Annotated in this window: 13 protein-coding genes and 1 tRNA gene; 11 read left to right on the top strand and 3 right to left on the bottom strand. The window is 38.3% G+C overall.

What is annotated here, in order from left to right; genetic code table 11:
- The first annotated feature begins 17 nt into the window (after window positions 1–17).
- The 3 genes from RS893_RS27080 (at window position 18) to murJ (ending at window position 4,217) form a co-directional block, all read left to right on the top strand.
- Window positions 18–1,457, top strand: coding sequence for an LCP family protein (locus tag RS893_RS27080; protein ID WP_315788685.1), 1,440 nt, complete (start codon window positions 18–20; stop codon window positions 1,455–1,457).
- A 476-nt stretch (window positions 1,458–1,933) separates the two neighbouring features.
- Window positions 1,934–2,308: a hypothetical protein gene (locus RS893_RS27075; RefSeq protein WP_315788684.1), complete on the top strand. Its 375-nt coding sequence runs from the start codon at window positions 1,934–1,936 to the stop codon at window positions 2,306–2,308.
- 289 nt (window positions 2,309–2,597) lie between these two features.
- Window positions 2,598–4,217, top strand: a complete 1,620-nt coding sequence (gene murJ, locus RS893_RS27070; RefSeq protein WP_315788683.1) for a murein biosynthesis integral membrane protein MurJ — start codon at window positions 2,598–2,600, stop codon at window positions 4,215–4,217.
- 20 nt (window positions 4,218–4,237) lie between these two features.
- Here the strand turns inward: murJ and RS893_RS27065 are convergent, their stop codons facing one another.
- Window positions 4,238–4,405, bottom strand: a complete 168-nt coding sequence (locus RS893_RS27065; RefSeq protein WP_315788682.1) for a hypothetical protein — start codon at window positions 4,403–4,405, stop codon at window positions 4,238–4,240.
- 331 nt (window positions 4,406–4,736) lie between these two features.
- Here RS893_RS27065 and RS893_RS27060 point away from each other — a divergent pair, with 331 nt between their 5' ends.
- The 4 genes from RS893_RS27060 (at window position 4,737) to RS893_RS27045 (ending at window position 6,776) form a co-directional block, all read left to right on the top strand.
- Complete coding sequence (locus RS893_RS27060) at window positions 4,737–5,099, top strand: Lin0512 family protein (RefSeq protein WP_315788681.1); 363 nt, start codon at window positions 4,737–4,739, stop codon at window positions 5,097–5,099.
- A 26-nt stretch (window positions 5,100–5,125) separates the two neighbouring features.
- Window positions 5,126–5,887, top strand: a complete 762-nt coding sequence (locus tag RS893_RS27055) for a DUF3598 family protein (RefSeq protein ID WP_315788680.1) — start codon at window positions 5,126–5,128, stop codon at window positions 5,885–5,887.
- Window positions 5,888–5,938: 51 nt separating this feature from the next.
- Window positions 5,939–6,328 (top strand): nuclear transport factor 2 family protein, encoded by a 390-nt coding sequence (locus RS893_RS27050; protein ID WP_315788679.1) that lies wholly within the window; start codon window positions 5,939–5,941, stop codon window positions 6,326–6,328.
- 109 nt (window positions 6,329–6,437) lie between these two features.
- Window positions 6,438–6,776: a hypothetical protein gene (locus RS893_RS27045; protein ID WP_315788678.1), complete on the top strand. Its 339-nt coding sequence runs from the start codon at window positions 6,438–6,440 to the stop codon at window positions 6,774–6,776.
- Between the two features lie 570 nt (window positions 6,777–7,346).
- On the opposite strand, the gene RS893_RS27040 is transcribed toward RS893_RS27045, so the two are convergent.
- Window positions 7,347–7,419 (bottom strand) — tRNA-His (locus RS893_RS27040).
- A gap of 111 nt (window positions 7,420–7,530) precedes the next feature.
- Here RS893_RS27040 and RS893_RS27035 point away from each other — a divergent pair.
- The 4 genes from RS893_RS27035 (at window position 7,531) to cobA (ending at window position 10,928) form a co-directional block, all read left to right on the top strand.
- Window positions 7,531–7,947 carry a DUF4359 domain-containing protein gene (locus RS893_RS27035; RefSeq protein ID WP_315788677.1) on the top strand — a complete coding sequence of 139 codons (417 nt, stop codon included), beginning with the start codon at window positions 7,531–7,533 and terminating at the stop codon, window positions 7,945–7,947.
- 521 nt (window positions 7,948–8,468) lie between these two features.
- Window positions 8,469–9,158, top strand: a complete 690-nt coding sequence (locus RS893_RS27030; RefSeq protein ID WP_315788676.1) for a manganese catalase family protein — start codon at window positions 8,469–8,471, stop codon at window positions 9,156–9,158.
- A 259-nt stretch (window positions 9,159–9,417) separates the two neighbouring features.
- Entirely contained in the window at window positions 9,418–10,137 is a 720-nt protein-coding gene (locus RS893_RS27025; RefSeq protein WP_315788675.1) for a sirohydrochlorin chelatase, read from the top strand.
- On the top strand, window positions 10,134–10,928 hold the full coding sequence (gene cobA, locus RS893_RS27020) for a uroporphyrinogen-III C-methyltransferase (RefSeq protein ID WP_315788674.1): 795 nt from the start codon (window positions 10,134–10,136) through the stop codon (window positions 10,926–10,928). The genes RS893_RS27025 and cobA overlap by 4 nt, the downstream gene beginning before the upstream one ends.
- A 142-nt stretch (window positions 10,929–11,070) precedes the next feature.
- On the opposite strand, the gene RS893_RS27015 is transcribed toward cobA, so the two are convergent.
- A complete protein-coding gene (locus tag RS893_RS27015) occupies window positions 11,071–12,843 on the bottom strand; it encodes a chemotaxis protein CheW (RefSeq protein WP_315788673.1) in 1,773 nt (590 codons plus the stop codon).
- Window positions 12,844–13,128: the final 285 nt, after the last annotated feature.

The following is a 13,128-nucleotide window of genomic DNA, read 5'->3' as shown; positions in this document are numbered from 1 at the left end:
GAGTGGGGAGATAGTTTGTGGTTAAACAAGTAGCACAGATCAAAAATCAGGGTAAATCTCAACAAGCGCAAAAATCTACTGATGAGGCAAACCCACAACAACAAGCGAATGTATCATCTCAGTTTGTAGAGTCTGTAGGTTCTATACCCAGCCAACTTTATCAAAGGTTGGGTTTGGCAATGCCTCGGTGGCTATTTTGGCTGTTGACAATAGTTGTAGGGATCACACTTTCAGGGTTATTAGTATCGACTTTAGCGCTTTGGACTCCCCTCTGGAGCGATATAGATCGAACAGATGAAGAGTTGGGTATGGGTGGCCCAGACGCAGAAAAAACGCCATTACCAGGGGAGATTTGGAGCAATATTTCTCAATATAAGCTCACACGCCCAATGAATGTTCTGATCATGGGCATCGAACCAGTCCGTGGTAGCGTTGATGGTTCTCCAGAAAGTTATGCTGGTAAGAGCGATACGATGTTGTTGGTAAGACTAAACCCAGAAAATCATACCATACGCGTGCTTTCGATTCCCAGGGATACTATGATTGCGATCCCAGAATCAAAGGGATTAACTAAAGTATCCCAAGCTAACGCCCAAGGGGGTCCGGTGTTGGCAGCGCGGGTTGTGAGTCGGACTTTGAGTAATGCACCCATTGATCGCTACATCCGTATTTCTACTAGCGGCTTACGGCAGTTAGTAGATCAGTTGGGTGGCGTAGAAGTGTTTGTTCCCAAACCGATGGAATACAAAGACTCGGCTGGTAAGTTTTCAATTAATTTAGTCAGTGGTTGGCAAACTCTTAACGGTGAACAGGCTGAACAGTTTGTGCGTTACCGTGAAGCTAACACAGGGGATCTTCCAAGAGTACAGCGACAGCAAGCATTGCTGATGGGGTTACGCGAACGCTTGTTTAGTCCCACTGTTTTACCCAGGTTGCCACAGCTAGTCCACATTATGGGCAAGTACTTTGACACAAACCTGAAAGTTGAAGAGATGATGGCACTAGTCAACTTCTCTTTGAACATGGAGCGGGATAATTTTCAAATGACCTTGCTACCAGGTATTTTTAGTCGTTTAAGTGCAGATCCTGATAGTTATTGGTTGAATCTAACTGGAAAAGTTGACTTGCTCAATAATTATACTGGAGTTAGTATAGGTGGTCTGAAACCAGATAGGCGATCGCTACCTAGTCTCAAAATTGCTATTCAAAATGCCTCCAATCAACCCCAGCTAACTGCCAAGGTAATCAACTCTCTCAAAAGCAAAGGCTTTAAAAAAGTCTATGCTATTTCAGATTGGCCCGATGGGCGTAGTGAAACTAAGATTATTGCCCAAAAAGGCAACCGCCAAGCCGCAGAACAACTGCAAAAAATCTTGGGTTTGGGAACTATTGAAGTCTCAGCAATGGGTGACTTAGAATCTGATCTCACTATTAGAATTGGGAAAGATTGGAAGTAGTCATTTGTTAGTAGTTAGTAGTTGGTGGTTGTTTGGAATCACCACCAATCAACAAATAACACTGCTATTATGTCAAAAATTCTGCTGCGCTTGTTAGGCATAATTTTTATTTTGGCTCTTGCCTTTTTATGGGTAATGCTAAATGCTAAACCCGCTATTCTTTTAAGAAGAAGTGAAACAAAGGTAAATAATTAATATTATTTGCTGATGGTGAAAAGTACGTTTTAAGTCTCACTTCTTCACTTTTTATTTTTTCTGAGAATTAGGCACAAGTTAAGACATTTATTCAGGTGATTTTATTTGTTATGTTCCTGATATTGTTCTTACTGGCCTTCGTTGGTTTTTTTGCCAGCCTGATACGGCATATTAAAGTAATATTTTGTATTTTTTCTGAAGCTGAAGTTGAGCAGATCACAACCCTAAATTTTCCCAGATGGTCACTAGTATTACATTTCGGATTAATGCTGGGAAATGGCTTGCTTTTTATTTGGGAACAGTTATGGAATGCAGCCCACTTTGTTGAATTTTTTCGGGATTTTTACAAATTCTTACCAGTATGGACAAAATTAGCGATCGCATTTTTTCTTATCTACTCGCTGATCATTGCGCTGTTGCAAATAAATGAGTTTCGTCCTCAGCCTGGTAAACGGCGGATTTATAAACAAAATGGCAAATACTGGATTCAACAAGTTTACTTTACAGAAATGCTAGAGGAAATAAACCTCCCACCTGTAGAGATTACCAGAACTCAATATGTGTCTCGATTTACTTCAGGCGAAATTTTCTTTAATATTCTTTGGATGTTGAATTACCTCATTCTGGCATTATACTTTTGGTACAAGACCTGGTAATAGTAAGTAAAATGCGATCAAGGCATTAAGCTTTTTAGAGACAACTGATGTAAGTGATTTCCACAATTAAGTGTAATTGATATTCTTACAGTCATATGGGAGAATTCTTGGCGAGGAAGACGAGGAAGAAAAGCTTTACATTACCACTCTTCTTGTAGATATTATGAGTGATGCTTGAGGAGCATCAAGTCAAATTTACTCCCTTTAATCAAAAATACCCTGACAAAGTACCGAATTTTCGGTTAAATGTTTTCAAGTATGGGCCATTTTTGCTTATTGGGTACTGTTTGTGACAGAAGAACAAAAGGTTTCTCGTTCCCTTGCTGGAATTGCTGGTATTATTGCCGCCGCTACTTTAATCAGTAAAGTATTTGGTTTAGTCCGGCAGCAAGTTATTGCTGCCGCTTTTGGTTTGGGACCCGCTGCTGATGCTTTTAATTATGCCTACACGATTCCTGGTTTTCTGCTGATTTTGCTAGGAGGAATTAATGGGCCCTTTTACAGCGCTGTTGTCAGTGTTTTAGCTAAGCGTAAGAAAGAAGAAGCCGCCCCTTTGGTAGAAACTATTACAACGCTAGTGGGTGGGATACTGTTATTAGTATCGATTTTTTTGGTGATTTTTGCACCTACTTTCATAGATATGTTTGCACCTGGTTTAAAAGTGCCAGGAAAAGAATTAGTGAGAGCGATCGCCATCAACCAACTCCAAATTATGGCCCCGATGGCAGTCTTGGCAGGTTTGATAGGGATTGGTTTTGGCGTTCTTAATGCTGCCAATCAATTTTGGTTGCCCTCAATTAGTCCTTTATTTTCCAGTGTTACTGTTATTATTGGTCTTGGTGTCCTGGCTTTGCAACTTGGTAGTAAAATTAGCACACCTGACTATGCCATATTAGGTGGAAAGGTGTTAGCAGGAAGTGTTTTGCTAGGTGCATTTTTACAGTGGTTAGTACAGGTGATCGCCCAAGCAAAAGCAGGTATGGGTAAATTCCGGCTACGCTTTGATTTTCATCAGCCTGGAGTCGGCGATGTGATGAAAATCATGCTACCAGCGACCTTTTCCTCAGGAATGTTGCAAATTAACCTTTACACAGATTTGTTTTTTGCTTCTTTGATTCCCTTTACAGGGGTTGCTGCTGCTTTGTCTAATGCCGGCTTACTTGTGCAGACACCTTTGGGTATTATTTCCAACGTAATTTTGGTTCCCCTGTTACCCATTTTTGCCCGCCTTGCCGCTCCTGAACATTGGCATGAGTTAAAATTACGCATTCGTCAAGGACTATTACTTTCTGCTTTGACAATGCTGCCCTTGGGGGCATTAATGATAACTTTAGCCGTACCAATTGTACGAGTGGTATACGAACGCGGTGCTTTTAAAGGCACAGACTCAGAACTGGTAGCCTCTTTGTTGATTGCGAATGGGATCGGAATGTTTGTCTATTTAGGGCGTGACGTTCTGGTACGGGTGTTTTATGCTTTGGGTGACGGTGCAACACCCTTTCGGATCAGCGTGATTAATATTTTTCTCAACGCTTTGTTAGATTTCCTTTTAATTAAATCTTTTGGTGCTGCCGGTTTGGTATTAGCAACAGTGGGAGTAAATTGCTGTTCTGTGTTGATGCTGTTGTTTTTGCTAAATCGCAGGTTAAATGGCTTGCCCTTAGGACAATGGAGTTTACCTATTTTCGGTTTAACAGCTAGTAGCATTGTCGCTGGTGTAGCTAGTTTTGCTACTCTTCAAATTTTGCAGCAATTTTTGGGTGGAAATGGTTTGCTAATTCAACTGTTGCAATTAGTTATATGTGGCTTAGTTGGTTTGGTTGTTTTTGGTGCGATCGTTGCTGCTATGAAATTACAAGAGGTGAATATTTTTGTTTTTCGTCTACGTCAACGGTTTTTGAAGAGATAATATTATGTCCACTTGAACAGTTATATTATCCGTTGGGGTCGGTAATGGGTAATTGGTAATAAAGATACTGACTCATCATTTTGCCATGCCCAATGCCCAACTAATACCAATTCAATTAATGATTGCAACACATCCTTGGATAAAGACGCGATGAATCGCGTCTCTACAAGATGGCCTATCTGTCGCATTCTTTTGGCGAATTGGTATAACTTATTTGTTCCTTCTGGCCTCTTGCCCTCTGCTTTTTGCTCCCTGCCTTTTTATAAACAAAAAGCCTCGGTACAAAACACCGAGGCGACCATGAGGAATCCAAATGTCGATGGGAGATATTAATATTTAAAAAAATTAACTTATGTAAATAAATATAAAGTTTTTTGTTGCAAAAGGTCAACTAGACTTGACAAAGAATAATCAATAGCCTGTATAAGCTTTTCTTATGATTTGTAGATTTGTGGGCTAGCATCTTTCCCACTCAGTTGGATGAGCTTCTGTAATTCAAAAACAGTATCAGAGGTAACTATGGCACGTAAACGGTTAATTATCGAAATGGGAATGGGGATAGATCAGCATGGACAAGATCCAACAATAGCAGCAGCCAGGGCTGTGAGAAATGCGATCGCCAACAATGCTTTACCTGGTGTTTGGGAGGTAGCGGGCTTGAGTCACCCCAATGAAATGATTGTAGAAGTGCAAGTTGCAGTACCCTACCCCTCACAAGTTCGTCAACAAGAGGTACTAGCTGTACTACCTTTTGGTCGCAAATCCTTAACAGTTGAACTGGGGGGAATGGTTGTGCAAGGTAGAGCCATCCCTGAACTCAATGATAAAAATGACGAAATGTTGATAGCTGTGGCTGCGGTTACAGTCCTAGTTGAAAATTAGTAACTAAAGTACTCAAAACAAAATTGATGAATACAGATAATACAGCAGCACAACTACAAAATTGGGATAATTTTTGTCGATATCATGCCAATAGAGATTGGTATGGCACTTGGACGAGATACTCTGCTGACGGAGAAATAATCGAAAGTTTTAATTGTATTAGAAGTTTTAAAATCAGTGCCGATGGTAGTGAAATATATCACCAAAATCACTATACATATGCTGATGGCACAAAGGAGACAAAGATCTTTGGACCTTATCAAAAACCAATTACCAGGGCTTTATTTTTAGATAATAGTTTTTCTTGGGGTTCTCAAAAAATTGAACTAGGTACAAATTTTGGTTTTGAAACAGGTTTGAGCTACGAAGATAGACGCGCTAGCGTTGTCATCATGTATGATGAGTCTGGCAACTTAGAAAGAATTGTAGTTATTCCTGAAAATTTAACTTCATTTCCAGAAACACCTACTCCTCCCTCAACCAAAAAGTCTATAGAGTTTCATCAGAACTGGAAAGGAACAGCTAAAACTATCACACCCGATTGGATAGTGTCATCGCCTGTAGATATTTCTTGCAATCAATTAGAAAACTTAGGCGATAATTTCATAACTTTACATTTGTGTGATGGTATTTCTGTTACTTTTCCTCCAAAAATAGTAACTGCACAAGAGTTTTGTGCAGTACTTGAGTGGCAGGTTAATCCCAATTTATTGATACGTGCTAGTCGTAATTATAACAGTCATATTTTTACTAATCTTACACTACAAACATTTATTACTCAAAGCTAAAAGGCATTAGTAATATTTAGTAAAATTTTGAACTAAAAATATATAAAAAATATGTTAACAAAAGAAGAAATCACAAATTTAATTGCTAACTATTTTAGCAATATTGCCGCTATGAATGCTGAAGATTGGATTGAAAATTTCACAGAAGATGCTATCAGTTATAACCCAGTTGGAGAACCACCCACAAAAATTCATGAAAATTTTCGTGCATTTATCAACCAGTTAAAAACAGTATTTAATAAATTAGAAGCAACAACAGAGCATATTTTTATTGCAGGTAATGAAGCAGCTGTTAAATGGACTATGCAGGGAATTAGTAAAACTGATAAATCAGTGACATTTGAAGGAATAACAGTGTTTGAAATTAACAATTTTGGCAAGATTCAAACAACACGTGCTTATTGGAATCCGGCGCTAATGCTTGCACAGTTGCGTTCTTAGAGATGAGCAATGCTCACATTTGCTGCTATGCGCTAAACTAGAGGCATCGGGGTGGGAGTCTCACTAAAGTAAATCCAACAGATAATTACTATTCACCACTCTAGTTACGATGTCTCCCGAAAATAACGAATCAATTGAAATTCAAGCAATCAACAAACTCAAGCCAGTACACTTTGCGGACTTAATTAGAGCTGCACAATTAATTTTTGATCCTGCTAGAGGTGTGTCTGGAATATATAGAAAAGTTGATTGGCAAGAATTTGGTATCCCTGATGATGTTACAGAAAATCTCCAAGCCCTTGGTAAAGAATATCAATATGCATCTCCTCATATCTCCCCTGAAATTATTTGGAGTAAATTAACTCCAGCAACTCGGACTTGGTTTTTTGAAAATAGAAATGAGTTGTGGCAATTTGAGGAATATTTCCCTGCTCTTGATGAGGATTAAAAGTAAGCAAGTCGGTACAAATAAAGCTAACTCGTTAGAGTCGTCATTTGTCCTTTGTCATTGGGAAACAGTGCGTTGCGGTAGTTCCCCTCGTTGTAGCACTACCATTCATTGGTAATGCTTTTAGACATGTTTACTTTTCGGAACTCGCTTTATGTTTATTCCTACCGACTTACTTAAATGCTTCATACTATTTTACTTTTTGGATGATACAAATACATCATTCCTACAAGAAATCCAATCTGTAGAACGGTATCACCCGTATATCGCAAGCTTCATCAGAATATTGCCAAAAATTGTCTCTTCACTCTGTAGATTCAACAATTATCTTTTGAGGTAAATGATCACTAATGCTAGAACGTGGATCAGGTAGAATCAATTCGGCTAAGAGTAGTAAATTAAATGATTTTGGCTCTTCATTATGCCTTATAGTTAGAAAACTTTGATTTGGAGACAATTACACACAGACGCCTAGAGGGCAACCATAAATATCTGATAACTGAGATAATTTTTGCTAGCAAACCATAAAGATTTGCCATCACTGGGCATATACTTTAGTTGAAAACTGAGGGCGAACGATGGGACTCGAACCCACGAATGGAGGAACCACAATCCTCTGCCTTAACCACTTGGCTACGCTCGCCATTGCGTTTCTCATTATAGCACTTCCCTGGGAAATTGATCCAAATTTTTTCCAAGGAACGGACTCAGCTAATCTGGAGTCTAGAAACTACAGCAAATCACTGTTCAGATAATGAAAGCCTTAAATATTATGGCATATGTGGGAGTCTTAGGTCTAGCTGCTTTGGGAGTGGCTATGACTAAGACAAATCCCAGTCAGGTTGAATATGAAAACTACGCAGCACAACGGTTAACAGAATATCTGAATACAAATGTCTGCAAAAAAACCCCTAAATTTTTAGAAAATATTATACAGTTTAATTGCAGGCAAGTTGTAGATTCTGCCCAGCCGCAACTACGAGAGATCATTGCTGACAGTACCGTACGTCAAGATTTTATTGTTTTTAGTATTTACCATACAGACTTAAATGTAAATTCGTTGATACCTGCACTCAGAGTTGATTCTATTTTGCCTTCTACACCTGGTTATCAATTTGAGACAATAGGAGCTTTTAACCAGTTTTACACTTATAAGGCTGAACAGCAATAGATATATCTCCCTTTGTCTGTGGCTTTTTCACGAGATTAGCTGTGAGCGATCGCACTTTACTATCTATTTTAACTGGAGGATAAGAATCTAATTTTAGTTAAATCTTTCTGATAAGCAAATAAAGCTTTGGTTAGAAATAATCAAACAGTAAGTCTTTCTTTAGGTGAAGGTAAAGATTTGCTGTTATGTTTAGCATTTTTAAATAGAGTAACCTCAATTTATATCTTGCACCACCTGCAACAGCCAGGAGTCTCAGCCTCCAAATCCTTGTTCCCAGGTTGAATCTGATAACAAGAAATAAAGCCTCTAGCTCTTGTTGCTCTTGGTGTAAGGTATCAGATCAACAAACATCATTTTTTCTGGTGACTACAGTTAGTTGTGAAACTTTAACAACTAACAATTATCTAGTGCTTAGAGAAAAGTATTGTCAAAAAAATTTCCAGAGATATGAAATTTTGAACAATGCTTTATCCTTAATAGTTTGTGACCAAAGTAGATATCTTAAGAGAGGAAAATAACTGATGTTCTTTCACAAAAAAGAGACTATTCATGTCGTTGATGTTAAAGAAGCTAACCCACGCTTTGCTCAATTACTTTTAGAGCAGTTTGGTGGTGCAACAGGTGAATTAACAGCAGCTTTGCAATACTGGACTCAATCATTTCACTGTGAGAATCCTGGAATTCGAGATATGCTGCAAGATATTGCCATTGAAGAGTTTGGTCATTTAGAAATGGTGGGTAAACTCATCGAAGCGCATACCAAAAATGTTGATCAAACTGAAGCTTATAAAAGTACTTTGTTCGCTGTACGTGGTATGGGACCACACTTACTAGATAGCCAAGGTGTTGCTTGGAATGCTAATTACGTAAATGAAGGTGGTGATGTCGTACGCGATTTAAGAGCAGATATTGCTGCTGAAGCTGGCGCACGTCAAACTTACGAAGCATTAATTAAATTAGCACCAGATGAAGGTACTAAAAATACTCTTGTTCATCTTTTGACAAGAGAAATATCCCACACCCAAATGTTTATGAAAGCATTAGATTCTTTGGGTAAATTAACAGATCCGTTCTTTGGTAATATCCAACCTGATAGCACTGTTGATATTTACTACAACTTGTCCACAGATGGCAAAGATGAACGTGGACCTTGGAATTCAGAGCCAACTTTCCGTTACATTGCTGATCCTTTAGCAGAAAAGCAATCATAATTAGTTAGTTGGTCTTAAATGTTAGTTGTTGGTTGGTTGGAAAAACAATTTTTCTACCAACAATCAACTATGAGTGTCCTATTTCATTAGTTCTAAAGGGTTGCGAGAGATGAGAACCCTGACTTTTTAAAAAAGTCGGGGTTCTCGCTGCCCATGATAATTAATGCGATCAATGAAATACAACTGTGTCAAAGTAATAAAAATAATATTAAAAATTTGCTAAGATTATTGACTATATATTTTAAATTTTCCCTTGCTAATGGTGTCTGCATGTTTACTAGTATCCCACGGTAGCCGAGATCCACGTCCAGAAGTTGCCATGCAGGAGTTGGCAAAGCTTGTAATTGAGCAAGCGCGAAGTCTTGAAGTTGGAATTAGAGTTGGTACAGCGTGTTTAGAACTTAAGCCAGAACCTTTACATAAGCAAATCATCAAGTTCGTCAGAAATTCTGTTGGTTGGCAGAAGGTTTATCTCAAAGTTGTGCCACTGTTTTTGCTATCAGGGGTACATGTGATGGATGATATTCCTAATGAAGTCAGGCTGGCAAGAGCGGCTCTTGGTGAAGATATTTTAATAGAATTACAACCACATTTGGGTAGTCACTCTGGGTTAGAGAACTTTTTAGCCAAGCAATTCACTGCGACAAAAGCGACGGCGAGGATTCTTGTAGCGCATGGTAGCCGTCGTCCGGGTTCACAAATACGAGTAGAAGCAATAGCGAAAAATTTAGATGCAGTGACTGCTTACTGGTCTGTACCTCCTAGTTTAGAAGTGCAAGTCAAAGAGTTGATTGATGTTGGCCACAGGCAAATTGCAATTCTGCCATACTTTTTATTCGCAGGTGGAATAACTGATGCGATCGCTCAGGTAACAGAAAAGTTACAATTACAGTTTCCTGGGGTGGATTTGCAGTTGGCAGAACCTTTAGGAGCAAGTGCACAGTTAGCTGATTTAGTTTGGGATTTAATTCAAGAATGAACCGCGAAGACGCTAAGGACGCGAAGGAAGAGGGGAAGAATAGTTTGGGAAAGGTTTATTTGGTGGGTGCTGGGCCAGGAGATCCGGGGTTGATGACACTCAAGGGTAAAGGGTTGTTGGAGTGTGCAGACGTTGTGATTTATGATGCTTTGGTAAGTCCAGCAATTCTAGAAATGATTAATCATCAAGCGGAAAAAATTAATGCTGGGAAGCGGCGGGGACGTCATTCACTAGTGCAGGAAGAAACAACCCAGTTAATGATTGAGAAAGCGCAAGAACACGCGGTTGTCGTCCGGTTGAAGGGGGGTGATCCGTTTATTTTTGGTCGCGGTGGCGAAGAGATGGAAGAATTATTGCAAGCGGGAGTAGCTGTGGAGGTTGTGCCGGGCATTACATCGGGGATAGCGGCTCCAGCCTACGCGGATATTCCTTTGACACATCGATTGTATAGTTCCTCAGTAACATTTGTTACAGGTCATGAGGCGGCAGGTAAGTATCGACCGACTGTGAATTGGAGTGCGATCGCTCACGGTTCCGAAACTATAGTGATATATATGGGAATTCACAATTTGCCTTATATTGTCGAGGAGTTAATGAAGGCGGGGTTGAGTCTGGAAACTCCTATTGCTTTGGTACGTTGGGGTACAAGACCAGATCAGGAAGAGTTGATTGGTGAGTTAGGAACAATTGTAGAGCAGGTTGAGCAAACTGGATTTGAAGCACCTGCAATTGTGGTGATTGGTGCGGTGGTAAATATGCACAAAATTTTATCTAGTTGTCGTCCATTATGAGCAACCTTATAAGTTATGAGGGATCAGATCCCCGACTTTTTTAAAAAGTTGGGGGATCTCACAGGCGATGAAAATTCATGCGATCGCTAATGGGTAAATCAAAGCTAGGGTAGGTAATTCCCATCTAAAATTCATATGTATATCAAGTAGCTGTTGAGAATTGACTAGTAGTAATCCAATTCAGCAAATCACTAGTACTCAGCACAGGCACTATTTGCTCATCATTTACAATTGTATAGTTACTAATGCCAGTAGGTAGAGTTGTGTTAGCTTCAACTTGATGAAGAGAAACTTCTATTTCACCCCAACAACGATCTATTTGTACTGCAACTTGTTGATTGTTATCTCTAATGATTAATACATTCGCAGTATCGATTTGTGGCAGAGTATCTGAAGATGATATTGCGGGATGTAAGTTATAAAATTGTAAGTATTGCTCAAGCCTAATTAAGCGAATTGTTGAACCTTGCCAGTGCAAAAACTCACTATCAAGTTGTTCTAACAAACATGTTTCTACAATTATATTTGTTGGTAATGCCACGAGCATACCATGACATTCTACTAGCATGACTCGCTGTCTAGAGTGAAGCAATGGTGTTTGTACAAAAGATTCTCTAAGATTTTGAGCTGTTTTTTCTAAAAGGAAATTAACTTGATTGGCATCAGTTATATTGCTCTCAATATCTTTTGTGATTGCTTGAATTTTAGCAATGGTTTCGATGACTGTTTGTGACAGATAATTTAATTCTTGACTGTTGTCTGTGAGATGATGAGCGGCAACAATGTGATATGGATTTTCATTTTGTGCATGTATTTTCGTCAATGTACATACATTAGTAGATAATTTATTATAAGCAAGATGTAGTTCATAATTTTTTAATTCCAGCTTTTTGACGCGAAGGCTAAGATTGTGAATGAGCTTGTGTAATCTATCTATATGCATTTTTAGGTTTTGTTGCTGGATAGTAACTTCCTGAAATAAAAAATTGATTTTCTCGTTTTTATTGACAGGAATTCGTACTGTTATTTCTTGACATTCTCTCTGGTAATTAGAAAACAGTACATCTGGTAACAGTTCTATACATGTGAATTCTTGCTCTGGAAAATTTTGAATAAATTTACCTTTTATATCCCAGTTCACACCAATTTCAGTCGGCAATTTTGCAAGTTGCTTTGTCAGTATCAATGTTTGCGATCGCTGCCATGTCAATAATGCTAATTTAGCAATATCTATGACATCTGTATTAGATACAGCTACTTCTAAATGTTGTATAACTGACTGACAAAGCTGGGTAAAAGCCTTTAAATAAAGTAGCTCACCTAAATCACCCAACTGAGTAGCTATCATGATGACTTCTGATTTTAAAGCAGACTTATCCGTTTGAGCTAATAAAGATTTTAGGTGTTGTAAATATTCTTCTACTTCAGTTTTGAAAATTAATAAGATGATGTCTTCCAGTTCTTGAGGTGGTGAGTACTGCGTTGGGTTATTTGCCCAAATTTGCTGAGTCAAACGCTTTTTTAGCTCTTCAAATACTGGAAAACAAAAACTTGTTAACCATTGCTCATCTATGACATAGCCAACAGAAAGTAATTTCACTATCTGTCGTAACCATTCAATGCTAGATAAGAGCAAACTGTGTAACTCGGTGTCAATTTCTAAAAAGTTTGTCTGTTTTTTGAAATCTTGTAGCGCATCTGCTAGACGGTGAGCAAAATCACTCAGTAAAGGAAAACCTACAATATCTGCACCAGCTTTGATCGAATGAATCACTTTGAGAGCCATATCAATATTTTGTAAATAGCTTTGATGGTTAGATTTGAGTTCCAAGAATATAGATTCTAGGGTATTCAAATTACCGTTGGCTTCTTCCAGAAAGTTTATCTGGTTCTCTAGTTCCCTATCTTTTAACATAGTTGGAATTATTTTTGATACCAAATAAAAGGGAATAAGTAGCCCAACATAGATATTTGTCGTTGGGTTATGGTAGAAAGCAGAAAGAAGAGGCTTTTGAGTCCTTAATATCCTTAATATAAGTTCAGATACTTCTGTTTTTCTAATCAGAAATTATTCAATTATAAATTAGTAATCAGCAATGAAACTGTCAAATAATTTGCAAAATTCATTATTTATATAATTTATTTTTCTTAATTAAAAGTTTATCTAATTTATTTAATTAGTAAAATAAAATTGAATACC

This window comes from Fischerella sp. JS2, from assembly GCF_032393985.1.
Classification (GTDB): Bacteria; Cyanobacteriota; Cyanobacteriia; order Cyanobacteriales; family Nostocaceae; genus Fischerella.
Note: the sequence above shows the minus strand (reverse complement) of the source record. Positions and strands in the feature narration are given on the sequence as shown.